Here is a 23,728-nt window from a genome sequence, read left to right as displayed (position 1 = left end):
GGGGCTGACACAACGCGCCTCCATGCGGCAAAGTGCGGCACAACACGGCTGCGGATGGTATTGGGCCGGTCACGGTGCGCAGGATCGGCGAGACGAAACGCTTCAGCGGGGCATAGGCTCGTTCCTGCGGTGTGAGACTGGGGGAGTTTTATGCGGGGCCGGGCGGGCAGCCGCCCTGGAACAGCAAATTCCGGTTAGCTGCGAGCGAAGGGCTTCGAGCGCGTGACGTTGAAGGTGATGGAGGACGGACGGGGGGAGTGGGTCGTCCTGCAGGTCTCCGGCGAGATGGACCTCGTGACCTCGCCCGCGGTCCGGCAGCACGTGCACGACGCGGTCGCCGAAGGCCGCCACTCTCTGGTCCTCGACCTGTCCGAGGTCCGCTTCTGCGACTCCAGCGGCGTCGGCGTCCTGATCGCCGCGCGCCGGCTGATGCGGTCGTGCTCGGGTCGGCTCCGGTTGATCCTCCCGCCCCAGGACGCCGCCCACGGCTCCCATGTGCACCGCGTCCTCGCGGCCCTGGGCGTCCGCCGCCTGTTCGACGTCTATCCCAATCTGATGGTGGCGACGGACCCTGACGACGACGAACAGGGCGCCGCCGACTCCCTCTCCGCCTAGCGGTTCCTGAACGTTCCAAGGGGCGGGGAACAGACCCCCGCGCCCTACGACCGTGGCGGCGCCTTCGGGAAGTCCGCCAGCACCACGAAGCCCCCCTCCTCCGTGGGCTCCGCCGTGAGCGTGCCGCCCAGCAGCGCCGCCCGCTCCCGCAGGCCCACCAGCCCATGGCCGCCGCCCGGCAGCCCCGGCGCCACCGCGGAGGCGTCCGGCGGCCCGTTCCGGACCTCCACCCGCAGCCCGCGCCCCTCGGCGGCCGCCTCCGCGAGCCGTACCGTCACCCGCGCGCCCGGTGCGTGCTTGCGCACATTGGTCAACGCCTCCTGCACGATGCGGAACGCGGCCCGCTCCACCGCCTCCGGCCGCCCCGCGACCCGTGCGTCGTCGGCCTCCTCGTACGTCACGTCCAGCGCGCTCAGCTCGATCAGCCGCGGCAGATCCGCCAGCCGGGGCTGCGGGGTGAGCTGTTCCAGGTCGCCGCCCGCCGCCCGCAGGATGCCGACCATGTGGCGCAGCTCGTCCAGCGTCCGTACGGACAGCTCGCGGATCGTCCGCGCCCCCTCCCGCGCCTGCGCGTCCGCCGCGCTGATCTGCACCGCCCCGGCCTGCAGGCTGATCAGGCTGACCTGATGGGCGACGACGTCGTGCATCTCGCGGGCGAGCCGCGCGCGTTCGGTGCTCAGCACCTGCTCGGCGATCAGCTCGTCGGCGCGGCGGCGGCTGCGGGTCAGATCGTCCAGGCGGGCGGCGAGTTCGCCGCGGGTGCGCACCAGCAGGCCCAGCGCGATGGGCCCGACGGAGGTGATGCACGCGTCGATCAGGGTGAGCGTGTTCTCCCGGTACGCGGTCGGCTCGAAGTCGGACACCGGCCACGGGACGAAGTGCGCGGCGGCCAGCAGCAGCGCGGAGACGCCGAGCAGCCGGGGGCCGGGGCGGCGTTCGGCCACCGTATAGAGCGCGATCATCGGCGCGAACCAGATGTAGCCGATGAGGATGCCGGGCAGGGTGGCCAGGAAGACCGGCGCCGGGAAGCGGTGGCGCAGCAGCAGGGCGGCCGCCGCGACCAGGGAGACGTTCAGTTCCAGGCCGAGGGTGACGCCGTTGACGAGCAGCGCGTCGGCCACGGCGAACACGACGGGGACCAGCAGCGGCCCCCACCGCCGCACCCACCCCGGCAGCCTCCGCCGCCACGGCGGTGCGGACGCGGGCGGGATGACGGTCACCGGGGCCCACCCGCCCCCGGGCGGCTGGTGACCAGCCCGGCCCGGTCGGCGACGATGGCGGCCTGTACCCGGTTGAGCCCGCCCAGCTTGCCGAGCACCGCCCGCACATGGTCCTTGACGGTGCTGGGCGCGAGCCCCATCCGCTCGGCGATCTGCGAATTGGCCAGTCCCTCGCCCAGCAGCGCGAGCACCTCGCGTTCGCGCGGGGTGAGAGCGTCGACGGCGGTGGCGGCGGTCACCTCGGCCTCGGCGGCGAGATAGCCGCCGATGACGGCCCCGGTGACGCCGGGGTCGAGGACGCTGCCGCCCTGGGCCAGGGTGCGTACCGCGCGGACGAGTTGTTCCGGGTCGGTGTCCTTGAGGAGGAAGCCGGCCGCCCCCGCGCGCAGCGCGGCGGTCAGGTACTCCTGGGCGTCGAAGGTGGTCAGCATGGCGACGGTGGGGGAGCGGGGCGCGGCGCGCAGCTGCCCGAGCACGGTGAGCCCGTCGGCGTCGGGCATCCGGATGTCCAGGAGCACCACGTCGGCCTCGCTGCCGAGCACGGTCTCGACCGCCGTTCCGCCGGAACAGTCGGCGACCACGTCGATGTCCGGGGCCGTGCCCAGGATCAGCCGCAGGCCGGATCGTACGAGCGCCTCGTCGTCGACCACCGCAACACGGATCACCGGCCGCTCCCTCCCTCAGCTGTCATGTGCATTGTTCGCACAGCCTGCCGCATCGCGGCACCAATATGGAGTGGTCTCCTCCGCCCTGTTGGGGGGATCACCCCGCCGATCGGCGGGGTGCGAGGGGAGACCTGGGGCGGATGTCCGCCCCGCCGCGGCCGGGCAGAGTGGATCACATGCCGCACCACTCCGCGGGGTCCACCCGAACCCCCGCCCCAGCAGCGCGCCGTACGGCCTCTCGGCGCGCCGTGACCGCCGTGGCCGAAAATGGTCGCGGTGCGGGGCCGGCAGCGGGGCGTTACGGCGCTCAGCAGGCCGCCGCGACCCCCACACGCGGCGGCCTGCTCACCCTTTGACCCGCCCGCCGTGCCGTGCCGACCGGCCCTTACCGGGGGAGGACCGGCCCATCGGGGCCTGACCAACCCCGAGTGGCCCCGGCCCGGCGGGCGCACCAACCGCCGCGCGGTCCGGTGGCCGGTGTCAGCGCGCGCCCTGGAGGGGCGGTTCGGCCGGGGCCGGGCCCAGCGTGGTGGTGCCCGGGGCGGCCCGGTGCCCCAGCCCCGTCCGGTACGCGTCCATCGCGGCCTCCAACCGCCCCTCGCGCCGCAGCAGATCGCCCAGCAGCCGGCACAGATCGGCCAGGTCACCGGCGGCGCCGGTGCGCTCCAGCAGCGACAGCGCCGCGCAGTAGTGCTCCTCCGCCTCCTCCGCGTCGCCGCGCTCGTCGGCTATCAGCCCGAGCAGCCGGTGGGCGCCGCCCGCGTGCACCGCGCCGCGTTCCGCGGTGAGTTCGACCGCCTCCTGCCCGCCCCCGGAGCCGCCGGAGCTTTCGGAGTCGCCGGAGCCGCCCGATCTCGCCAGCAGGGGCCGTAGCAGCGCTTCCGCCGCGGCGGTACGGCCGCGCCGTCGCAGCACGTCCGCCAGCTCCACCTCCACCTGCACCATGAACAGCGCGGCCCGCTTGGACGCCAGCATGTCGCGGGCGATGCGCAGTTCGCTCTCCGCCCGCTCCAGGTCGCCGTCCTGTGCGTGGACGTAGCCGCGCATCCAGTGGCAGTGCGCCAGATCGGTGCGCAGCCGCAGCTGTTCGTACAGCTCCTGCGCCTTGGCCAGCGAGGCGTCGGCCTCCGCGGTGCGGCCCTCGGCTATGAGGGTGCGGGCCACCCCGCGATGCATCTGGGCGATCAGTTCCGGGTTGTCGACGCTGGGCGCCAGCGCGAGGGAGAGTTCGGCGGCGCGCACCGCACGGGCGTGCGCCCCCATGTCCATGTACGGGGCGATCGCGGCGGTGTAGAGCAGCAGCAGGGCGTTCGGGTCGTGCAGCCCGGACGCGTTCAGCTCGTCGATGGCGCTCTCCAGCAGATAGCAGGAGTAGCGCAGCTCGCCCGCGAGCAGATGGGCCACGGCGCGGCCGCGGATCGCCGGGACGCGGCGCGGCAGCGGCTCGTCGGCGAGCAGCTTCTCGGCGGCCTCGAAGTGGTCGCGGGCGGCGGTCAGTTCGCCGGTCTCCATGGCGCAGTCGCCGAGCCCCAGCAGGGCCGCGGCCCGCTCGTCGGCGAAGCCGAGCCGGTCGGCCTCGGCGCCCAGCGCCGCGAAGCGGGCGGCCGCGTCCTCGGTGTCGCCGGTGGCCAGCGTCCGCCGGGCGTCGGTGAGCCCGGCGCGCAGCCGGGTCGCGTCCTGCGGCGAACGGCCGGTGACCAGCTCCTCGTATGTGACGCCGAGGCGTTCGGCGAGGTGGCGCAGGGCGACCTCGGAGGGGCGGACCTTCCCGGATTCCAGCGTGGAGACATACGCGGCGGTGTACGCCGGTTCGGCCAGCTGCCGCTGGGTGAACCCGCGTTCCGTGCGCAGCCGTAACACCCGGCGCCCGATCTCCGCCGTACCCTCCGCCCCCGCCGCCCGACCGTCTCCGGCGCGCTTTTCGGCCACCGTGCCCTCTTCTCCCCGGCGGTAACTCGAGCGCCGGGCTCAGTCCATCTACATGAGGATGCATAAGATGCGGCAGGTGAGGGGCAGCACCGGACGGGCCGGGCGCCACGGCGACCGTCCGTCAGCCGGGACCGCTCCTCACCGACCGCCGTTTCGACGTACCGCTTGACCATAAGGCTCCCGGCGGGATGCGGATCCGGCTTTGCGGACGACAGGTTGGCCGCCGCGGGTACGGAGCGTCACCTTCGGCCGGGGGTGCGAGCCCTGACATAGGGCCTGATGGTCGATTTGTTTAGCGATTTCCCTAGTTACCGTTGCTCGGGCCTTCCTTTGGCCTTAGGTTGAGCGGCGAATTAATCATGTTTAACAGGCCGCTTACGGAGCAAACCTCGGGAGCCCCCGTGCGCAGAGGGAGATGGCGACACCGCCACACCCCCTTACGCTCCGCTGTCGTCGCCGGAGGTGTGGCGCTTACGGCGGCGCTCGCCGCGACCGTGAGCGCCCCCGCCGCCCCTTCGGCGTCCGCGGCTTCCGCTGCTTCCGTCGCCTCCGCAGCTTCCGCAGCTTCCGCCGAGCGGGCCCGGCGCACCCATGAGGTGGAGTATTTCACCGGCCCCGGCGCCCACCCCCGGCACGCCGAGGTCCCGGCCGCCACCCCCGCCCGGCTCACCCGGGGCGACCGCACGCTCTCCCCCGCCGAAACCGCCGCCGACGGCGACGTGGCACCCGTCATCGAGAACGGCCCACCGGCCGACAAGGTGGACGTCGTCTTCGTCGGCGACGGCTACACCGCCGCGCAGCAGGGCGACTTCCACGCCGACGTACGCTCCAAATGGGCGCAGATCTCCGCGGTCGAGCCGTACGCCACCTACCGGAGCCTCTTCAACGTCTGGTCCGTGGACGCCGTCTCCAACCAGTCCGGGGTCTCCGGCGACCCGTCCAAGGGCGTCGTCAAGGACACCGCCCTCGACTCCTACTTCTGGTGCGACGGCACCGAGCGGCTGCTGTGCGTCGACACCGGCAAGGTCGAGTCGTACGCCGCGAAGGCGCCACAGGCCGACCTGGTGATCGTGCTGTCCAACTCCGCCAAGTACGGCGGCGCGGGCTACACGATCAGCTCCGGCGTCGGCTACGACGGCATCGCCACCGCCTCCTCCGACCACCCCGACTCCGACCAGGTCGCCGTCCACGAGACCGGCCACTCCGTCGGCCGCCTCGCCGACGAGTACGTGTACGCCACGAACGGCACCTACCCCGGAGCCGAACCCGACGAGCCCAACGCCACCAGGCTGACCGCCGCCCAGCTCACCGAGCAGAAGCGGAAGTGGTACCGCTGGATCGGCCACACCTCACCGGACGGCGGCACGGTCGGCGCGTACGAGGGCAGCCGCTACTACCCCAAGGGCCTCAACCGTCCCACCCGGAACTCGATCATGCGCACGCTCGGCCGCGAGTACAGCCTCCCCGGCCGCGAAGCGATGATCGCGGGCTTCTACCGCCACGCCAGCGTGCTCAGCAGCCGCACCGGCACCGGCGCCCCCCTCGCGCGGGCGGCGAGCCTCAAGGTGAACGCGCCGAAGACCGCCTCGCTCACCTGGTACGTGGACGGCGCCGAAGTCACCGCGGCCCGCGGCAAGAAGACCGTCACCCCCGCGTCGCTCGGCATCCGGTCCGACGGCAGGCCCCACACCGTCACCGCCAAGGCCGTGGACCACACCCGCGCGGTGAAAGACCCCGCGCTGCGCAAGCTGCTGACCGCCTCCCGCACCTGGAAGGTCCCCGTCACCAGCTGACGCACCCCCAGCCGCCGCCCCGTGGACCCCCGCCGCGGGGCGGCTTGCCTTTCTTTTGAGGCTCGGTTCGCCTCCGGGGCGCAAAAGCCTCCCCCAGCTACCGCTGGGAGGTGCCCCCTGTCGACGGTCGACCGTGCTCGGCCCCTCGTTCCTCGGGGCCTGCGCGCGCTCTCCCTTTCGACAGCGGCGCGCCCCTTCGGCTCACTCGCCGGTCAGGCGTGGGCACCCGAGCGTCGGTCGTGCCCGAAAAGTAGGTCGTCGATGCGGGGCGGCCGCGGTCCGCCCCTGTAACATCGGCACGCTCTACGATCCCCGACGCGGCCCGTCCGCTCAATCGCCCCCGAGGGCGAGCGCGCACGCTCGCGTTCCCCCGGCGCGCGGCTCATCCCACAAGGCGCCGGGGCCGCCTGCCGGAGGCAGCGCCTCCGGGGCCGTGAGGCAAGATGAGCCCATGGCTAACAACGGGGGAAATACCGGCCTGCTGGCCGGGCGTTATCGGCTGGTCTCACGGCTCGGCCGCGGTGGTATGGGGACGGTCTGGCGGGCCGTCGACGAACTGCTGGGCCGCGATGTCGCGGTCAAGGAACTGCACGTGGACGACGGTTTCGGCCCCGACGACCGGCTGCGCGGCGAGCGCGCGCTGCGGGAGGCCCGTACGGTCGCGCAGATCAAGCACCCCAATGTGATCGTCCTGCACGACGTGGTGGAGCAGGACGGCCATCCGTGGATCGTCATGGAACTGGTCGACGGGTCCTCGCTCGCCGACCAGCTGGGTGCGCAGGGCCCGCTCGGGCCGCATGAGGCGGGCCGGGTGGCGGCGGCGCTGCTGGACGCGCTGCGGGTGGCGCATGCGCGCGGCGTGCTGCACCGGGACATCAAACCGGCGAACGTGCTGGTCGAGGCGGGCACCGGCCGCGTCGTGCTGACGGACTTCGGGATCGCGCAGGTCGACGGGGCGACGACGCTGACCGAGACCGGGGCGTTCGTGGGCTCGCCCGAGTACACGGCGCCGGAGCGGATGTCGGGGCGCCGTACCGGGCCCGAGTCGGACCTGTGGTCGCTCGGCGTGCTGCTGTGCACGCTGGTGAGCGGCGCGTCGCCGTTCCACCGGGAGTCCGTGGCGGCGGTGCTGCACGCCGTCGTCTACGACGAGGTCCACGTGCCGGAGGCCGCCGGGCCGCTGCGGCCGCTCATCGAGGGGCTGTTGCGGCGCGATACGCGGACGCGGCTGAGCGCGGACGAGGCGACGCGGATGCTGCGCACGTACCTGGGCTCGGGGGACACCTCGGGGTTCTCCGTGGAACGCACCCCGACGCAGTCCGGCACGCCGGTCGCGCCCCCGGCGGCCACCCCGCTCGCCTCGACCGCCCCCGCACCGCAGCGCCGCCGTGCGCCCGGGCGCCGTACGGTGCTGATGGCCGTCGCCGCGGTCGTCGCCCTCGCCGGGCTGGGCGCGGGCACGATGGCGCTGCTGGACGACGACGGCAAGGGCGCGACGGCCGGTGACCGCGGCGCGGCCCGGGTCGCGGAGGAGGGCACCGGCAAGGACGCGAGCGCGGGCGGCGACGCGGAACCGGCCGCGCGGGCCTCGGACCGGACGGCCTCCCCGAAGGCGTCCACCGACCCGACGGCATCCACGGACCCGGAGGCGTCCGCATCCCCCGAGGCGTCCACCGGCGGCGTGCCCGAGGGGTATGAGCTGGTCCACGACCCGGCCGGGTTCTCGCTCGCCGTACCGGACGGCTTCGCCCGCCAGGACAAGTCGCCCCGGGTCTACTACAACTCGCCCGGCCTGGAGTTCCGCATCGGCATCCACCCCCAGGAGCCGGACCCGAGGGGCCCCCTCTCCGTGAGCCGGGCGGCGGACGCCAAGGGGCCGAGCAGCTACGAGGGGTACCGCAACGGGCAGGTCATCCGGACCACGCACAACGGGCACCCGGCGGCGCTGTGGGCGTTCGTCTGGGACGGTTCGGCCGATGACGGCGGCTCGCGGCAGACCTTCGACCTGAGCTGGAACGAGGGCGGCAAGATGTACGATCTGTGGCTTTCTGTCCCGGTGGAGAAGAAGTCCGAGGGGAAACGTTACTTCGATACGGCTGTCGCCACGTTCGCCCGATCCGGGGCGTCGGGCTGACCCGGTCGCAACGGGTTTGTCACGAGCCGTCCGCGCGGCCCATCGGTGGGTGGCGGTGTTCACCGCCGACCAGGTAATGATTTGCGCATGACGAACGACGGGGGACGGGCGAACGAGCCCAGCAGCTACGATCTGCGGCCGCCGCAGCAGGCGGTGCCGCCCGCGCCGCCACGACGGCAGGCGGGGCCAGCTGCGTACGAGCCCACGCAGGCATCCAGGCAGCGCGCCGAACCCGCTCACGACCCCGGCGCACCGGCCGCTCCTCGGCCACGTTCGGACGCACGCCCGGACCGGCAACCGGACCCGCAGCCGGGCCCGCAGCCGGGCCACGGCCCCGCCGCCGCAGCACCGTACGACCCGCGCGACCCGCGCCCGGCCGCCCACGGCGCGCGGCAGAGCCCCGGCCCGGGGCGGCTCCTCGGCGGCCGCTACCGGCTCCTCGGGCGGCTCGGCCACGGCGGCATGGGCACCGTCTGGAAGGCGCACGACCAGATCGTGGACCGCGAGGTGGCGGTCAAGGAGCCGCGCGTTCCGGCCCATCTGCCGGACCGCGAACGGCAGACCGTCCACCAGCGGATGGAGCGCGAGGCGCGCGCCGCGGCCCGGATCGACCACCCCTCCGTCGTCACCGTCCACGACGTGGTGGTCGAGGACGGCCGCCCCTGGATCGTGATGGAGCTGGTGCGCGGCGACTCGCTGGCCGACCGGCTGGCGGAGGGCACGCTCGATCCGCGCGAGGCGGCCCGGATCGGGCTCGCCGTGCTGGGCGCCCTGTCGGCCGCGCACGAGGCGGGCGTGCTGCACCGTGACGTCAAACCGGACAATGTGCTGCTCGGCCGCGGCGACCGGGTGGTCCTCACCGACTTCGGCATCGCGCAGGTCGAGGGTGAACAGGGGCTGACCGAGACCGGCGGCTTCGTCGGCTCGCCCGAATTCATCGCGCCCGAGCGGGTGCTCGGGCAGCGGCCGGGCCCGGCGTCGGACCTGTGGTCGCTGGGCGTCGTGCTGTACGCGGCGGTCGAGGGCATGTCCCCGTTCCGTCGCTCGCACACCCCCGCGACCCTGCAGGCCGTGCTGTCGGCCGAACCGCAGCGGCCCGCGCGAGGCCCCGACGCACTCGGCTCCATCACCATGCGACTGCTGCTCAAGGACCCGGCCATGCGCCCGCCGGCGGCCGAGACGCGCGAGGCGCTGGAGTCGGTCGTACGGCCGGCGCCGCAGCCGCTTCCCACCGCCCTCACCGCGGGTGCGTACGGCGGTCAGACGGCCCGGAGCGGCGGCAGCCGTTTCGTCCCGCCCGTCCTGCACGGGAACCGCACGGCGCAGTTCGGCCTGGGCGCCGCCCTCGTGGTGATCGCGTCCGTGCTGGTGCTGGTCCTCGCCAAGCCGTTCGCGACCGAGGACCCCCTGCCGTCCGGCTGGACCGTGCGCGAGGAGCGCGATGTGGTGGCCGCCTCGCTGGCGGTGCCGAGCGCGTACAAGCGGGTGCAGGACGACAGCGACGAGCGCGCGCCGAGCGTCACCTTCGACGACCCCAGCGGCGTCTACACCATCACCCTGACCAAGCTGGTCTCCGGCCCGGAGCAGAAGATCACGAACGCCGCGGGCGTGACCGGGCAGATCGCCGCGTACTACAAGAGCGGCGCCCTGTCGACGATGGACGAGGCGCGCAGCGAGAAGGCCAAGGACACGCGGCAGCAGGGCGAAGCGGCGAAGGACCTGAACACCACCTTCTACGAGCCCGGCACCACCAGCGACGAGAACCGCGTCCTCTACCTGAACCGCGATCACGTCTACGTCAGCGACGATCACATCGCCTGGCAGCTGACCGTGACCATGCCCGCCAGGGGCGACGCCCGGGGGACCGGGGACGCGCTGTACGAGGACGTCGTGAAGAACCTGACGATAGAGGGCATCTGAACGTCGGCCTCATGGGCCGCTGTTCCGCGGCCACAAATTGTTACCGTCGGGTACCCAAACCGCCCGGCCGGGGCCTACCCTCGCCCCCATGACCGACTCGCAGGACAGCGCACAGGACCAGGCCACATCCGCGACGGAGGCACCCGCCGACGGCAACCCGGTCGCCGCCAAGGGCACCCGGACCGCCGCCGACGTCGTCACCCCCGAGCTGGTCGCCCGGCTCGCCCGGGGCGTCGTGGGCAGCGGCAGTACCGTCAACCACACCCCGTTCACCGGGGAGGTCCTGGCCTCCGGGCTGCCCGAGTCCACCCCCGAGGACGTCGCCACCGCCTTCGAGCAGGCCCGCGAGGCCCAGCGGGCCTGGGCCGCGACCCCCGTGCGCACCCGCGCCGCCGTCTTCCTGCGCTTCCACGACCTGCTGCTGCGCCGCCAGTCGGAAGTCCTGGACCTGATCCAGCTGGAGACCGGCAAGACCCGGCTGCACGCCCACGAGGAGATCCAGGGCGTCGTCCTCGCCGCCCGCCATTACGGCCGCAAGGCGCACGCCTATCTGCGTCCCAAGTCCCACGTGGGCGTCGTCCCCACGCTCACCAAGGTCACCGAACTGCGCCAGCCGCGCGGCGTCGTCGGCCAGATCGTGCCGTGGAACTACCCGCTGGAGCTGTCGGTCGGGGACGCGATACCCGCCTTCGTCGCGGGCAACGCGGTCGTCATGAAGCCGGACACCGAGACCGTGCTGACCGCCCTGTGGGCGCGTGAACTGATGCTGGAGGCCGGTATGCCTCCCGGGGTGTGGCAGATCGTCGTCGGGGACGGCCCGGTCGTCGGCCCGGCCGTCGTCGAGCACGCCGACTACGTCTCGTTCACCGGCTCCACCCGCACCGGCCGCGGTGTGGCCCAGGCCGCCGCCGCCCGCCTGGTGGGCTGCTCGCTCGAACTCGGCGGCAAGAACGCCATGCTGGTGCTGCGCGACGCCGACCTCGACCGGGCGGCCGAGGGCGCGGTCCGCGCGTGCTTCGCCTCCGCGGGGCAGCTGTGCATCTCCATCGAGCGGCTGTACGTCCACGAGTCGGTCGCGGACGACTTCGTCGAGCGGTTCGCGGCCCGTACGAAGGCCATGCGGCTCGGCTCGGCCCTCGCCTACGGCGCCGAGATGGGCTCCCTCGTCTCCGAGCGGCAGCTGGAGACCGTCACCCGCCATGTGGAGGAGGCCGTCTCCAAGGGCGCCACGGTCGTCGCCGGCGGCCGCCCCCGCCCGGACATCGGCCCGTACTTCTACGAGCCGACGATATTGGATGGCGTGGAGGCGCCGATGGCGGTGTGCACCGAGGAGACCTTCGGCCCGGTGGTGTCCATCTACCGCTTCACCGACGAGGACGAGGCGATCGAGCGCGCCAACGCCACCCCGTACGGACTGAACGGCAGCGTCTGGTCCAAGGACGGCCGGCGCGGCCGCGCGGTCGCCGCCCGGCTGCGCGCGGGCACCGTCAACGTCAACGAGGCGTACGCCGCCGCGTACGGCAGCGTCGCGTCCCCGATGGGCGGCATGGGCGACTCCGGCCTCGGCCGCCGCCACGGCTCCGAGGGCATCCTCAAGTACACCGAGGCGCAGACGGTCGCCCAGCAGCGCATGATGCCGCTCGGTCCGTCCTTCGGCCTCACGGACGAGAAGTACGCGGAGTTCATGAGCCGCAGCCTGCGCGCGATGAAGGCCCTGCGGCTGCGCTGACCGGTACGCATCGACCGCATCGACGGGGAGGTACCCGTGTCAGAGGACAAGCGCGCCGAAGAGGCTGCTGACGACACGTACGACTACGACGTCATCGTCGTCGGGTCGGGCTTCGGCGGAGCCGTCTCGGCCCTCCGGCTGACCGAGAAGGGATACCGGGTCGGCGTCCTGGAGGCGGGCCGCCGCTTCACGCCCGAGACGCTGCCCAAGAACTCCTGGGACCTCCGCAACTACCTCTGGGCCCCGGCCCTCGGCCTCTTCGGCATCCAGCGCATCCATCTCCTGGGCAAGGTGATGGTGCTGGCGGGCGCCGGGGTCGGGGGCGGTTCGCTCAACTACGCCAACACGCTGTACGTACCGCCCGAGCCGTTCTTCCGCGACCCGCAGTGGGGCGCCATCACCGACTGGCAGGAGGAGCTGGAGCCGTACTACGACCAGGCGCGCCGCATGCTCGGCGCCCGCCTCAACCGGACCATGACCCCGTCCGACGTCCACCTCAAGGCGGCCGCCGAGAAGATGGGCGTGGGCGACACGTTCCACATGGCGCCCGTCGGGGTCTTCTTCGGCGACGGCGAGGACTCCGACGGCACGGGGAAGGCCGCGCCGGGGGAGGAGGTCCCCGATCCGTACTTCGGCGGCGCGGGCCCGGCCCGCCGGGCGTGCACCCAGTGCGGGGAGTGCATGACCGGCTGCCGCCGAGGCGCCAAGAACACCCTCAACGAGAACTACCTCCACCTCGCCGAGCGGGCCGGTGCCGTCATCCACCCCATGACGACCGTGGTCGCCGTGCGCGACGCCCCGGACGGCGGCTACCACGTCACCACCGTGCCCACCGCGAAGCGCCGCAGGGGCAGGCCGAAGAGGCTGCAAGCGCGGTACGTCGTCCTCGCCGCCGGTACGTACGGCACCCAGACCCTGCTGCACACCATGCGCGACCGGGGCCTGCTGCCACGGCTGTCCGACCGCCTCGGGATGCTCACCCGCACCAACTCCGAGGCCCTGGTCGGCGCCCAGACCACCGACCGCCGCTACCGCGCCCGGCGCGGGGAGCGGCCCGACTTCAGCCGTGGCGTCGCGATCACCTCGTCCATCCACCCGGACGAGAACACCCACATCGAGCCCGTCCGCTACGGCAAGGGATCCAACGCGATGGGCATGATGTCCATCCTGCAGATCCCGCAGGGCCGTGGCCCGGGCTGGCTGCGCTTCCTCGCGGCCAACCTGCGCCATCCGACGCTCGCCGCGCGCTCCCTGTCCAACCGGCGCTGGTCCGAACGCACCATCATCGGCCTGGTCATGCAGACCCACGACAACTCGCTGACCACGTACCGCAAGCCGAAGGGCCCGGGCAAGGGCCTGCTCACCGCCCGCCAGGGCCACGGCACGCCCAACCCGGACCACATCCCCGAGGGCGCGGCGGCGGCCCGCCACCTCGCCGAGTCGATCAACGGCTTCCCGGGCAGCAACGTCGGTGAGCTGATGGGCACCCCGCTGACCGCCCACTTCCTGGGCGGCTGCCCGATCGGCGCGTCGGCGGAGGAGGGCGTGATCGACCCGTACCACCGGCTGTACGGACATCCCGGGATCGCCGTGGTGGACGGCGCCGCCGTCTCGGCCAACCTGGGCGTGAACCCCTCGCTGACGATCACGGCCCAGGCGGAGCGGGCGATGTCCCTGTGGCCCAACAAGGGCGACCCGGACCCCCGCCCACCCCAGGGCGAGCCGTACGCCCGCGTCTCCCCGGTGGCCCCGAACACCCCCGCGGTCCCGAAGACGGCCTACGCCGCCCTGACTGTTGTGCCCACCCACGGACCCGCACCCGACAACGAACCTCCGGGGGAAGCACCGTAGGGCCACCCCGCCCGGGGGTGACCCTACGACTCAAGCTCACGCCGCGCGACGCCGCCGCACAACGAACACGGCCCCGCCACCGACAGCCATGGCCACCCCACCGATGAGCCCGATCATCGGCAGCGCGGAGGAAGACCCGGTCGAGGCGAGCTGCCCCGACACCGGCAGCTTGGTCAGGTCCTTGCCGCCACCCTGCGGCACGGGCCGGTTGCCCTTGTCGCCCGGCTTCGGCTTGGCGTCGTCGATCGGCCCCGGCTTGCTGCCCGCGACCAGGACGTCGAAGTCGTACTCCATGGCCTCGGAGAAGCCGCAGACGTCGTCCTCGTTGTGGTACGCGCCGATCGCGAAGCCGAAGCCGTAGCTGCCGGGGGTCTTGGCGTCGACCTTCAGCCGCAGCTTGGCGTCGGCGTACTCACCGGGCTTCAGCTCGCCGATCGAGGCGAAGTAGCCCGCCTCGTCGCTGATGGCCTTCCAGGTGCCGGAGTCCTCGTCGTACGACTGCACGGTGAGGAGCTTCGAGACGTCGTCGAGCTTGTCCTTGCTGATGGCGTACATCTGCACGTACGCGTCCACCGACTTCATCGCCTTGTCGGAGGTGTTGGTGGTGCGGAAGGTGAACGGCACCCACCCGGAACCGGCCACGACCTTGCTGGGCAGCCCGCGCAGCTCGGTGGTGACGGCCGCCTCGTCGGACTCCTCCTCGCAGGTGGGGTCGGTCGGCTCATCGGTGGGCAGATCGGTGGGTCCGACCGTCGGCTCGTCCGTGGGCTCGTCCGTCGGCTCGTCCGTCGGCTCATCGGTCGGCTCGTCCGTGGGCTCATCGGTGGGCTCGTCGGTCGGCCCGGCCGTCGGCTCGTCGGTGGGCTCGTCGGTCGGCCCGGCCGTCGGCTCGTCCGTGGGCTCCTCCGACGGCGGCTCCGACGGCTCGTCGCTCGGCTCGATGACCGTCGGGCTGGACGACGGCTCGCTGTCGGCGAAGGCGGCGGGCGCGGCGAGCAGCGCGGCGGGGGCTAGGGCGGCCGTGGCTACGGCGGCGACCAGTGTGCGGCGAATCTCCATGAAGACCTCTTCTGGAAGGCCGTCGCGGTGGGGGCGCGGAATGGCCGTGCGTTCGGTTTGCACGTACATGACCATCCCGGTGGCCGAAAGGTTGCCTTCACAGTTGCTCACAGAATGGTCACAGAATCCGCAGGCGCATCAGAGGGCACAAGAGGCACGAGGGGTGCGAGCGGCCCGAGCGGCGCGCGGGGACCACAGACGTGACCCGGGCAGGCGAAGGGCCCCGGGGCGTCCGAGCGGGTCGGGCGTCCCGGGGCCCTAGGCGGTCAGCACCGGCGTCAGGGCAGCGCCGGTGCTGAAGGGGCGGCGCCGGGGGGTTGCGCCGCGGGCTCCGGGTGGGAATCGGCGGGGGAAGAAGGAGGGTGCGTCAGGGGCGTACGCCCGCGCGGCCGGACTCGTGATCAGACCGTGGTCGGACCAATGACGGGTGCTGGCCGGGGGTGTTTTCCCTCACTGCATCGTGCTCGATGCGACGCTCCGGGCGCAACCGTTTCGACTGGATACGGTCGGTCCCGGGCGTCCCCGGGACCGACCGCCCTATGGATGGTGACCGGGCTGCTGTCCCCTGCCGACCGGTCACCTCGCCGACGCGGCACCGGGCTCAACGAGCCCGTTCGCGGGCCGGTCACGCGCCGTACGGGTGACGGAAGGGGCGTCACGCCCGGCCGCGGCACAGCTCCAGCAGCGTCATGGCGAGGGTCGTGCCCGGCTTGCCGAGCGTCTGGCGGTAGCGGTCGAGGATCTCCATCTCGCGGGAGAGGTTCACCCGCCGCCCGCCCGACGCGATCCGCGCCTCCTGGATGGAGGCCGAAACCCCCATCCGTTCCCGGACGAGGTCGAGGATCCGCCCGTCGAGGGCGTCGATGCGCTCGCGCGCGGAACCGATCACGGCGGCGGTGTCGGTCACATCAGGGGTGGTCACATCAGGGGTGGTGCTCATATCCGTATCTCCTGGTCTCTGTCTCTCGATGACTCTGTCGCCGAGCGGGACCGGAACCGGGGGAGACCCGAAGACATACGCACCATCGCCCCGGGCCTTGACCGGCCCGGGGCGCCTGGGAAGTCGCTTGTCAGTAGTTCAAGCAGCACGACCATGGCAGCCGGACGGGCCGGTGCCATAGGTAAAGACGAAGGTCATGCGCGTGGACATGGCGTCGATTATGGGCTGGTTAGAATCGAAAGTCCAACCCTCCAGTTCCACCGCCGGAAGGCCGCCGAAGTGCCATCAGCGTCCCCTGCTGCCGCCCCCGACACCGTCCTGGTCGTCGACTTCGGCGCGCAGTACGCCCAGCTCATCGCCCGACGGGTCCGCGAGGCCCGGGTCTACAGCGAGATCGTCCCGTCCACCATGCCGGTGGCGGAGATGCTCGCCAAGAACCCGAAGGCGATCATCCTCTCCGGCGGGCCGTCGTCGGTCTACGCCGAGGGAGCGCCCAGGCTCGACCGCGCGCTCTTCGAGGCCGGGATTCCCGTCTTCGGCATGTGCTACGGCTTCCAGTTGATGGCCGTCACGCTCGGCGGCACGGTCGACAACACCGGGGCGCGCGAGTACGGGCGTACCGACCTGACCGTGAGCAAGCCGGGTTCGACGCTCTTCGCGGGCACCCCCGAGCAGCAGCAGGTGTGGATGTCGCACGGCGACGCCTGCTCGGCCGCGCCCGAGGGCTTCACCGTCACCGCGTCCACCGCGCAGGTGCCGGTCGCGGCGTTCGAATGCGACGAGCGCAAGCTGTACGGCGTACAGCACCACCCCGAGGTGATGCACTCCACCCACGGCCAGCAGGTCCTGGAGCACTTCCTCTACCGGGGCGCGGGCCTGGAGCCGACCTGGACCACCTCCAATGTGGTGGAGGAGTCGGTCGCGGCCATCCGCGAGCAGGTCGGCACCAAGCGCGCCATCTGCGGGCTGTCCGGCGGAGTGGACTCCGCCGTCGCCGCCGCCCTCGTCCAGAAGGCCATCGGCGACCAGCTCACCTGCGTGTACGTCGACCACGGGCTGATGCGCAAGGGCGAGTCCGAGCAGGTCGAGAAGGACTTCGTGGCGGCCACCGGCGTGCAGCTGAAGGTCGTCGAGGCCGAGCAGCGCTTCCTCGACGCGCTCGCCGGGGTGTCCGACCCCGAGGAGAAGCGGAAGATCATCGGCCGGGAGTTCATCCGGGTCTTCGAGCAGGCCCAGGCCGAGCTGGTGGCCGAGGCGGGCGCGGCCGGTGAGGCCGTGGAGTTCCTGGTCCAGGGCACCCTCTACCCGGACGTGGTGGAGTCCGGCGGCGGCACCGGCACCGCCAACATCAAGTCCCACCACAACGTGGGCGGGCTGCCCGACGACATCGAGTTCAAGCTGGTCGAGCCGCTGCGCCGGCTCTTCAAGGACGAGGTGCGCAACGTCGGCCAGGAGCTGGGCCTCCCGGAGGACATCGTCCACCGCCAGCCCTTCCCGGGCCCGGGCCTCGGCATCCGCATCATCGGCGAGGTCACCAAGGACCGCCTGGACCTGCTCCGCGAGGCCGACGCGATCGCCCGCGAGGAGCTGACCGCCGCCGGCCTGGACCGCGACATCTGGCAGTGCCCGGTGGTCCTGCTCGCCGACGTCCGCTCGGTCGGCGTCCAGGGCGACGGCCGCACCTACGGCCACCCCATCGTGCTGCGCCCGGTCTCCTCGGAGGACGCGATGACGGCCGACTGGTCGCGCCTCCCGTACGACGTGCTGTCGCGGATCTCGACCCGCATCACCAACGAGGTGGACGAGGTCAACCGGGTGGTCCTGGACATCACGAGCAAGCCGCCCGGCACGATCGAGTGGGAGTGATCACCTCCTGATCATCATCTGATCGTCAAACGCCGCTGCCGTCGCTCATTCGTTTGGGTGGCGGCAGCGGCGTTCGTGCTCGGTACGCTGGCCTCACGGCCGAGAATCCCGTCCATGGGAGGAACCATGACCGCTGAGCCGCTGCACACCACCTCGTGGCCTGTGCCGCCGCTGGATGGCTACACCGTGGACGATTTGCTGAGTCTGCCTGATCTCCCGCCGCACACCGAGCTGATCGACGGGAGTCTGGTTTTCGTGAGTCCGCAGCGCAGTTTTCACAGTATGGCGATTGATCTGCTGGTGAGCGGGCTGCGTCGGACCGCGCCTCCCGAGCTGAGGGTCCGGCGGGAGATGACCGTGGTGATCGACAAGCGCAATGGTCCGGAGCCGGACATCACGGTCGTACGCGCCGAAGCCGTGCGGAGCCGTGAAGAGACGTATTACGAGGTCGGCGATGTGGTCCTGGCCGTCGAGGTCGTCTCCCTCGAATCCGAGGCCCGGGATCACGACACCAAGCCGCACAAGTACGCCAACGCGGGTATTCCGCACTTCTGGCGCGTCGAGATGACCAACTCGGACGCACGCCCCGTGGTCCATGTCTTCGAGCTCGACGAAGAAAAGCGCGCCTACCGGCTCCTCGGCTTCCACCACAACCAACTCAAGCTCTCCGCCCCCTTCACCATCGACATCGACCTCACCGAGATCGACCAGCTGTAAGAGGCTCCCGCCCCTGGCCTCCTGCGATACCCAGAGGTAGCTTCCGCTCCAGCACCCCAGAGGAGCGGAGCTTCCGATGACGATGCCGATGCCGCGGTCGAACCCCGAGCCGATACCCACCGACCAGCTGCACATCACCATGCCGCCCACCCACGCCTCCCCGGCCGACGAGCGGCGGTACCGCAAGGAGCGGCTGGCGGCGGCGCTGCGGATCTTCGGGCGGTACGGGTACGAGGAGGGCGTCGCCGGGCACATCACCGTGCGCGACCCGGAGCTGACCGACCACTTCTGGGTGAACCCCTTCGGCATGCCCTTCGCCCACATCACCGTGAGCGACCTGATCCTCGTCAACCAGGCGGGCCAGGTGGTCGACGGGCGCTACCACGTCAACCAGGCGGCCTTCGTCGTTCACTCTTCCGTGCATCGAGCCCGGCCGGATGTGGTGGCGGTCGCCCACACCCGTTCCGTCCACGGCCGGGCCCTGTCCGCGCTCGGTGAGCTGCTGGAGCCGATCACCCAGGACGTGTGCGCCTTCTTCGAGGACCACGGGCTCTACGACAGCAGCACCGGCGTCGTCGTGGACGAGGAGGAGGGGCGCGGGATCGCCTCCGCGCTCGGCGCGTACAAGGCCCTCATCCTGCGCAATCGTGGTCTGCTGACCGTCGGGGACTCGGTCGACGCGGCCGCCTGGTGGTTCATCACGATGGAGCGCGCGTGTCAGGCGCAGCTGGCGGCGAAGGCGGCGGGGAAGCCGGTTCTCATCGATCACCGGAGCGCGGTGCAGACCCGTGAGCAGCTCGGAAGCGATCTTGTGGCGTGGATCAACTATCAACCTCTGTACCTGCAGATCACCCGCGGTGAGCCGGACCTGCTCACCTGAGCCCCCTCGCCGTGCGGCACAATCCCCTCTCAACCCATGTCAGTTGGGGCCCGCCGGGCGCCGCTGACGGCACGAACGAACGTACAGAACGAGCGAACGACGGAGCGGTGAGACCTCGTGGCGGTGGACACGACGAAAGACGCCACGAAGGCGAAGCGGAAGGCGGCGGGAGGGCCCGGCGGCCACGGCGGACACGGCCACGCGGACCACGGTCCGGCGGGCTGTGAATGCCCCCAGGGCGCCCGTGAGGGCCACCGGCGGGCGGTGGCCGCGTTCGTGGCCATGCGGGAGCGTTTCGCGGCCGGAGAGGGCCTTCCGGCCGCCCTCGCGCACTCCGCGGGGGCGTCCCGGCAGTGGGTGTCGGACGAACTCGCCCAGGCGGCCCGTACGGTCGTCGACAGCGGCCACGCCGAGAGCACCGCGTGGCGCGACGCGGTGTGGCGGCGCACCCTGCTGGTGGTGTGGGGCGCGGTCGGGGCGCTGCTGATCGGGCAGTTGGCGACGGCGATCGGCGCCGGGTGGTCGGTCGCCCGCACCGCCGGGCTCGCCGCCGCCCTCGTCACCGGCGTGCTGCTGACCCTCACCGCCCGGCTGCACTACGCCAACGGCGGGCCGCTCGCGCCGCTCGTCGGCGAGGACAACCGGATGTCCACCTCCCGCTCCCTCGCCGCCGCCTGGCTGCTGCTCGCCGTCTTCTCGGTGCTCGTCCTGGCCGTCGAACTGGCCGTCGACCCCGGCGACCGGGACCGGATCGCCGGGGGCCTGTCCCTCGGCCACGCCGCCGGGCTGCTCACGGTCGCCGCGCTGACCTGCGTCGCCGCGGTGCTCGCCCGGCTCGTCGTCGCGGCCCGGGTGCGGGCGCAGCGGCTCCAGAAGGTCCGCGCGGTCCGCCCGCGCGCCGCCGACCTCCTCACCGACGACGCGGGCCGGGGCAGCTTCGCCGACGCCCAGTACGTCGTCGTCCACGCGGTCGCCCTCGCCTTCGCCGCCGTCCGTCTCGCCCGCGAACCGTGGCGGCTGCCGGAGCTGCCCTGGGGGCTGGTGCTGCTCGCCGTCGTCTCCGTCCTGATGTACCTGACCGGCAAGTACGCGGAGGGCGGCCGCCCGACCGTGCTGTCCGTCGTCCGGGTCCGCCCCGAGGAGGGCGGCATCGACCGCGACGCCCCGATCCGCACCGGCGACGACATCGAGATCCGCGGCAACGGCTTCGTCCCGCCGGGCGCGCAGGACCCCGACCGGCTGGCCCGCATGGTCGTCCGCATCGGCGCCGTCCACGTCCACGTACCCCTGGTCCCGGTGGCGGGCGGCTTCAGCAACCCGACCGATACGGCCCTGACCGTGCCGGTGCCGGTGGACGTGGAGCCGGGTCGGGTGGACGTGCAGGTGGTGACGGCGTCGGGGGCGGAGACGAACCGCTACCAGATCGACGTACTGGACTGACCTCGGCACTGACTCGGCACTGACCTCGGCTGAGTGAAAAGCCCCTGCCATCCGTATGGTTTTGATGACTGCGCAATGGGAGAGGCGGGCGTCATGAGGCATGCGGATCGAACGGTCGGAGGGGGCCCCGCGGGCGACGCGGGCAGCGTGAACGTGGTGAGCGGCATAGGCGGCCCGCCCACGGGCGGAGTGCGGGAGACGGCCTCCCGCTACGCGCTGCTGCCGCTGCGGATCTTCCTCGGCGTCACCTTCGTGTACGCCGGGATCGACAAACTCACCGATTCGGCCTTCCTCGCCGACAGCGGCGCGGGCTCGATCGGTCAGCTGATGACCCAGGTGCGCGACACCTCGGCCGTCCCCTGGCTGGTCGACCAGGCCCTGAACTCCCCGACCACCTTCGGCTACGTCATCGCCTACGGCGAGCTGGCCGTCGGCCTCGGCACCCTCTTCGGCCTCCTCTCCCGCCTGGCGGCCCTCGGCGGCGCGCTGATCTCGCTCAGCCTGTGGCTGACGGTGAGCTGGCAGACGGAGCCGTACTACTACGGCAACGACCTGGCCTACCTGATGGCCTGGCTCCCCCTGATCCTCGCCGGCGCCCCCTACCTGTCCCTGGACACGGCCTGGACCAAGCACCGCCGCCGCCAGAACTCACAGCTCTTCACGTAAGCACGCCCCTTCGGGCAAGGGGGGCCTTCAGGTCCGCGCGTGTCCGTACGCCGCGCTGAGCGACGCGAGCTCCGGTTCGCCGAAGCGGTCGCGCAGGGCGTGGAACGCGGCGGTCTTCTCCGCGCCGAAGCGGCCCACGTGGGCGGCGTAGGCGGTGAAGGAGAGGAAGGCCGGAGGGGTGGTCTTGGTGTGGAACTTGTCCGCGTACATCACCAGTTGTTCCTCGCCGGTCTCCGCCACGTAGTCGGCCACCGGCAGGGGCAGCTCCTGGCGTTCGATGTCGTGCCGCGTGAGCCCGACGCCCGTGTGGCAGGAACAGAAGCGGCACAGCCGCTCGGGGAAGCCCTCCTGGCGGAGGATCGCGTGCCCGAGCACGCCATGGCGGATGTAGCCGTCGGCCCGGAGCCGGCCGCTGTTGTCGTAGAGCCGGTAGACGCCGATGTCGTGGAGGAGGGCACCCGCGCGGACGAGGTCGGCGTCGAGCCGGTGGCCGTCGGCGGCCAGCAGCTGTTCAGCGACCTTCCAGACGATCTCGCAGTGCGTGTACACGAGCTCGAACGCTTCGCGCGTCGGGGCGTACTCCTCGTGCAGCGCGCGGATGTCGTCGACCGTCGGCAGGATCACGGCGGGAGCGTAGCAACCCCGGCCCGGCGTCCCCTACGGCGTGGAGCCGTCCGTGCCCCGGGCGCGCTTGCGGCGGGCGGCGTACGTCAGGGCCGACACCACGCCCGCCGCGCACAAGCCGCACACCAGCACGACCAGCGGTACGAGCGACCGCACGTCGCGCTCCCCGGCCGCGTCCAGGCCGTATACCGCCGCCACGCCCAGCACGAAGAGCCCCGCCACGAGCTTGCCCGGTTCCATCGGATGCCGGTTCATGAGCGCCTCACCTCCACGTTGCCCAGTCCGATCGACAGCCGCAGCACCAGCGTTCCGTGGGCCGCGCTCGCCCCGCCCTTCGGGTCGAGGGTCACGGTCCGTTCCCGTCCCGGCTCGATGTCGATGTCGTCGATGCGCTCGCCCGGGAGCCGGATGTCGCCGAGGCCCGTCCGGATCTTCATCTCGAGGCGGGCGTCCCGGGGCACGGTCACGCCCAGCTTTCCGGCGCCCACCTCGGCCCGGGTCCGGACGGTCTGGTCGTCGGTCAGCCGGAGGCGGTCGAGTTTCAGTTCCCCGACGCCCGCGCCCATCTCGTACGAGGGCCGCACGGCGGCCGCGGAGGGCGGGGTCCAGGTCTCGCGGGACCAGTCGGTGGTGACGGACCGGGGGAGCGCCGTGGCGGCGGCCAGCAGCGCGCAGGTGACGACGGTCAGGATGGCGGTCCCGCCGCCCGTCCGTCCGTACCAGCAGCTGACCACCATCCCGAGCCCGAAGACCGCCAGCGCGCTCGCGAGGCCGATCTGCAGGCTGGTGCCGAGCGGTTGGGAGTACCAGGACAGCCGGGCGCCGGTGGCCGCGGCGGCGAGGGCGACCAGGAAGATCCAGCCGCCGATGGAGGACCGGTCGCGGACCCGGCGGGCCCGCCGCGCCCACGCCGTGGCCTTGTCGTACGGGTCCTCGTCCGGGCCCCACAGATACCCCGTGCCCGGTCCGCCCGGTCCGCCCGCCGCGCCCGGCAGCCCCGTCGTACCGTCCTTGACGATCGGATCCCGCCACCACGACGGCCCCGGCCCGCCCCGCGTCGGCGGAGCCTTGGCCTCCGGGGGCGCGTCGGCGACGGCCTGCGCCGTGGCGGGATCCACCGCGCCGCCGCTCTCCGCCTGCCGCCGGTGGTGCGACCAATAACCGATACCCGCCACCGCGAGGAACAGCATGAACGAGAACGACATGACGCCGCCGTTGTTCAGCATCGAGAGAAACAGCCCGCAGCCGACCAGCGCGCACAGCACCGCCGTGAGCGCCGGACCCTCGACACGCCCGGAGAGCAGCCGGCGTCCCTCGTTCTCGTCCTCCCCGCCGAGGGGGACGAGCAGCCAGCAGAAGCCGTACACGATCAGGCCGATCCCGCCCGCGACGGCCAGCACGGACAGGACCACCCGGAAGATCACCGGGTCGACGTCGCAGTAGCGGCCCAGCCCACCGCACACCCCCGAGATCATCTTCTGGTCGCGGCTGCGCCGCAGCGGCGCGCTCATGAAGGGCGGCGGCAGCGTGCCCCGGGGTCCTCCGGAACCAGCCGCGCCCTCCCCTTCGTCCGCCACCGTGGGTGCATCGTTCATGCGTCCATCGTGACAAGACGGTCGTTCCGGCGGCATCCGGTGAAACCCTGGGCCTTCCCTGAGATCATCCCCGATGTCGCGGCGA

Annotated in this window: 19 protein-coding genes; 11 read left to right on the top strand and 8 right to left on the bottom strand. The window is 72.4% G+C overall.

Translation table 11 applies throughout. The annotated features are described in order from the left end of the window. Positions 1-237 precede the first annotated feature (237 nt). Positions 238-615, top strand: coding sequence for an STAS domain-containing protein (locus ACFZCY_RS00200; RefSeq protein ID WP_361475640.1), 378 nt, complete (start codon positions 238-240; stop codon positions 613-615). 44 nt (positions 616-659) lie between these two features. Here ACFZCY_RS00200 and ACFZCY_RS00195 read toward each other — a convergent pair whose 3' ends face one another. The 3 genes from ACFZCY_RS00195 to ACFZCY_RS00185 all read right to left on the bottom strand — a co-directional run bounded on the left by ACFZCY_RS00195 (position 660) and on the right by ACFZCY_RS00185 (position 4,429). Further along, on the bottom strand, positions 660-1,835 hold the full coding sequence (locus tag ACFZCY_RS00195; protein ID WP_391168186.1) for a histidine kinase: 1,176 nt from the start codon (positions 1,833-1,835) through the stop codon (positions 660-662). Next, positions 1,832-2,500, bottom strand: coding sequence for a response regulator transcription factor (locus ACFZCY_RS00190; protein ID WP_361475644.1), 669 nt, complete (start codon positions 2,498-2,500; stop codon positions 1,832-1,834). The genes ACFZCY_RS00195 and ACFZCY_RS00190 overlap by 4 nt, the downstream gene beginning before the upstream one ends. A gap of 480 nt (positions 2,501-2,980) precedes the next feature. Then, the gene (locus ACFZCY_RS00185) at positions 2,981-4,429 is read right to left on the bottom strand and encodes a tetratricopeptide repeat protein (protein WP_391168184.1); all 1,449 of its coding nucleotides are present in this window, start codon (positions 4,427-4,429) and stop codon (positions 2,981-2,983) included. A gap of 464 nt (positions 4,430-4,893) precedes the next feature. On the opposite strand from ACFZCY_RS00185, the gene ACFZCY_RS00180 reads away from it, so the two are divergent. The 5 genes from ACFZCY_RS00180 to ACFZCY_RS00160 all read left to right on the top strand — a co-directional run bounded on the left by ACFZCY_RS00180 (position 4,894) and on the right by ACFZCY_RS00160 (position 13,856). Next, entirely contained in the window at positions 4,894-6,222 is a 1,329-nt protein-coding gene (locus tag ACFZCY_RS00180) for a M64 family metallopeptidase (RefSeq protein WP_391168183.1), read from the top strand. A gap of 451 nt (positions 6,223-6,673) precedes the next feature. Further along, a complete protein-coding gene (locus ACFZCY_RS00175) occupies positions 6,674-8,356 on the top strand; it encodes a protein kinase (RefSeq protein ID WP_391168181.1) in 1,683 nt (560 codons plus the stop codon). Positions 8,357-8,443: 87 nt separating this feature from the next. Further along, complete coding sequence (locus tag ACFZCY_RS00170) at positions 8,444-10,276, top strand: protein kinase (protein WP_391168179.1); 1,833 nt, start codon at positions 8,444-8,446, stop codon at positions 10,274-10,276. A gap of 88 nt (positions 10,277-10,364) precedes the next feature. Then, entirely contained in the window at positions 10,365-12,005 is a 1,641-nt protein-coding gene (locus ACFZCY_RS00165; RefSeq protein ID WP_391168178.1) for a succinic semialdehyde dehydrogenase, read from the top strand. A 36-nt stretch (positions 12,006-12,041) separates the two neighbouring features. After that, complete coding sequence (locus ACFZCY_RS00160) at positions 12,042-13,856, top strand: GMC oxidoreductase (RefSeq protein WP_391168176.1); 1,815 nt, start codon at positions 12,042-12,044, stop codon at positions 13,854-13,856. 36 nt (positions 13,857-13,892) lie between these two features. On the opposite strand, the gene ACFZCY_RS00155 is transcribed toward ACFZCY_RS00160, so the two are convergent. Together ACFZCY_RS00155 and ACFZCY_RS00150 are read right to left on the bottom strand one after the other, a co-directional pair. Beyond that, positions 13,893-14,984, bottom strand: coding sequence for a PT domain-containing protein (locus tag ACFZCY_RS00155; RefSeq protein ID WP_391168174.1), 1,092 nt, complete (start codon positions 14,982-14,984; stop codon positions 13,893-13,895). Between the two features lie 586 nt (positions 14,985-15,570). After that, positions 15,571-15,855: a chorismate mutase gene (locus tag ACFZCY_RS00150; RefSeq protein WP_391168173.1), complete on the bottom strand. Its 285-nt coding sequence runs from the start codon at positions 15,853-15,855 to the stop codon at positions 15,571-15,573. Between the two features lie 279 nt (positions 15,856-16,134). Between ACFZCY_RS00150 and guaA the strand changes: the two genes are divergently transcribed. The 5 genes from guaA to ACFZCY_RS00125 all read left to right on the top strand — a co-directional run bounded on the left by guaA (position 16,135) and on the right by ACFZCY_RS00125 (position 21,424). Next, positions 16,135-17,721, top strand: coding sequence for a glutamine-hydrolyzing GMP synthase (gene guaA, locus ACFZCY_RS00145; RefSeq protein WP_391168172.1), 1,587 nt, complete (start codon positions 16,135-16,137; stop codon positions 17,719-17,721). 126 nt (positions 17,722-17,847) lie between these two features. Further along, positions 17,848-18,438, top strand: coding sequence for a Uma2 family endonuclease (locus ACFZCY_RS00140; RefSeq protein WP_391168170.1), 591 nt, complete (start codon positions 17,848-17,850; stop codon positions 18,436-18,438). Positions 18,439-18,514: 76 nt separating this feature from the next. Further along, on the top strand, positions 18,515-19,318 hold the full coding sequence (locus ACFZCY_RS00135; protein WP_391168168.1) for a class II aldolase/adducin family protein: 804 nt from the start codon (positions 18,515-18,517) through the stop codon (positions 19,316-19,318). 117 nt (positions 19,319-19,435) lie between these two features. Next, positions 19,436-20,758 (top strand): hypothetical protein, encoded by a 1,323-nt coding sequence (locus ACFZCY_RS00130; RefSeq protein WP_391168166.1) that lies wholly within the window; start codon positions 19,436-19,438, stop codon positions 20,756-20,758. A gap of 93 nt (positions 20,759-20,851) precedes the next feature. Continuing rightward, the gene (locus ACFZCY_RS00125; RefSeq protein ID WP_391168165.1) at positions 20,852-21,424 is read left to right on the top strand and encodes a DoxX family membrane protein; all 573 of its coding nucleotides are present in this window, start codon (positions 20,852-20,854) and stop codon (positions 21,422-21,424) included. A gap of 27 nt (positions 21,425-21,451) precedes the next feature. Here ACFZCY_RS00125 and ACFZCY_RS00120 read toward each other — a convergent pair whose 3' ends face one another. The 3 genes from ACFZCY_RS00120 to ACFZCY_RS00110 are packed head-to-tail and all read right to left on the bottom strand — an operon-like array spanning position 21,452 to position 23,643. Beyond that, on the bottom strand, positions 21,452-22,048 hold the full coding sequence (locus tag ACFZCY_RS00120; protein WP_391168163.1) for an HD domain-containing protein: 597 nt from the start codon (positions 22,046-22,048) through the stop codon (positions 21,452-21,454). Between the two features lie 33 nt (positions 22,049-22,081). Continuing rightward, complete coding sequence (locus tag ACFZCY_RS00115) at positions 22,082-22,303, bottom strand: hypothetical protein (protein WP_391168161.1); 222 nt, start codon at positions 22,301-22,303, stop codon at positions 22,082-22,084. Next, positions 22,300-23,643, bottom strand: a complete 1,344-nt coding sequence (locus tag ACFZCY_RS00110; RefSeq protein WP_391168159.1) for a PspC domain-containing protein — start codon at positions 23,641-23,643, stop codon at positions 22,300-22,302. The genes ACFZCY_RS00115 and ACFZCY_RS00110 overlap by 4 nt, the downstream gene beginning before the upstream one ends. Between the last annotated feature and the right edge of the window lie 85 nt (positions 23,644-23,728).

It is taken from the genome of Streptomyces sp. NPDC007983, assembly GCF_042958345.1.
Lineage (GTDB): Bacteria > Actinomycetota > Actinomycetes > Streptomycetales > Streptomycetaceae > Streptomyces.
The sequence above is the reverse complement of the archived record's forward strand: the minus strand, read 5'-3'. Positions and strand labels throughout refer to the sequence as shown.

Excerpts from the sequence above, each read along its gene's own strand:
- ACFZCY_RS00110 (WP_391168159.1), bottom strand. The coding sequence starts at position 23,643 with ATGAACGATGCACCCACGGTGGCGGACGAAGGGGAGGGCGCGGCTGGT.
- ACFZCY_RS00165 (WP_391168178.1), top strand. The coding sequence starts at position 10,365 with ATGACCGACTCGCAGGACAGCGCACAGGACCAGGCCACATCCGCGACG.
- ACFZCY_RS00155 (WP_391168174.1), bottom strand. The coding sequence starts at position 14,984 with ATGTACGTGCAAACCGAACGCACGGCCATTCCGCGCCCCCACCGCGAC.
- ACFZCY_RS00200 (WP_361475640.1), top strand. The coding sequence starts at position 238 with ATGGAGGACGGACGGGGGGAGTGGGTCGTCCTGCAGGTCTCCGGCGAG.
- ACFZCY_RS00150 (WP_391168173.1), bottom strand. The coding sequence starts at position 15,855 with ATGAGCACCACCCCTGATGTGACCACCCCTGATGTGACCGACACCGCC.
- ACFZCY_RS00125 (WP_391168165.1), top strand. The coding sequence starts at position 20,852 with ATGAGGCATGCGGATCGAACGGTCGGAGGGGGCCCCGCGGGCGACGCG.
- ACFZCY_RS00175 (WP_391168181.1), top strand. The coding sequence starts at position 6,674 with ATGGCTAACAACGGGGGAAATACCGGCCTGCTGGCCGGGCGTTATCGG.
- ACFZCY_RS00140 (WP_391168170.1), top strand. The coding sequence starts at position 17,848 with ATGACCGCTGAGCCGCTGCACACCACCTCGTGGCCTGTGCCGCCGCTG.
- ACFZCY_RS00115 (WP_391168161.1), bottom strand. The coding sequence starts at position 22,303 with ATGAACCGGCATCCGATGGAACCGGGCAAGCTCGTGGCGGGGCTCTTC.
- ACFZCY_RS00135 (WP_391168168.1), top strand. The coding sequence starts at position 18,515 with ATGACGATGCCGATGCCGCGGTCGAACCCCGAGCCGATACCCACCGAC.
- ACFZCY_RS00170 (WP_391168179.1), top strand. The coding sequence starts at position 8,444 with ATGACGAACGACGGGGGACGGGCGAACGAGCCCAGCAGCTACGATCTG.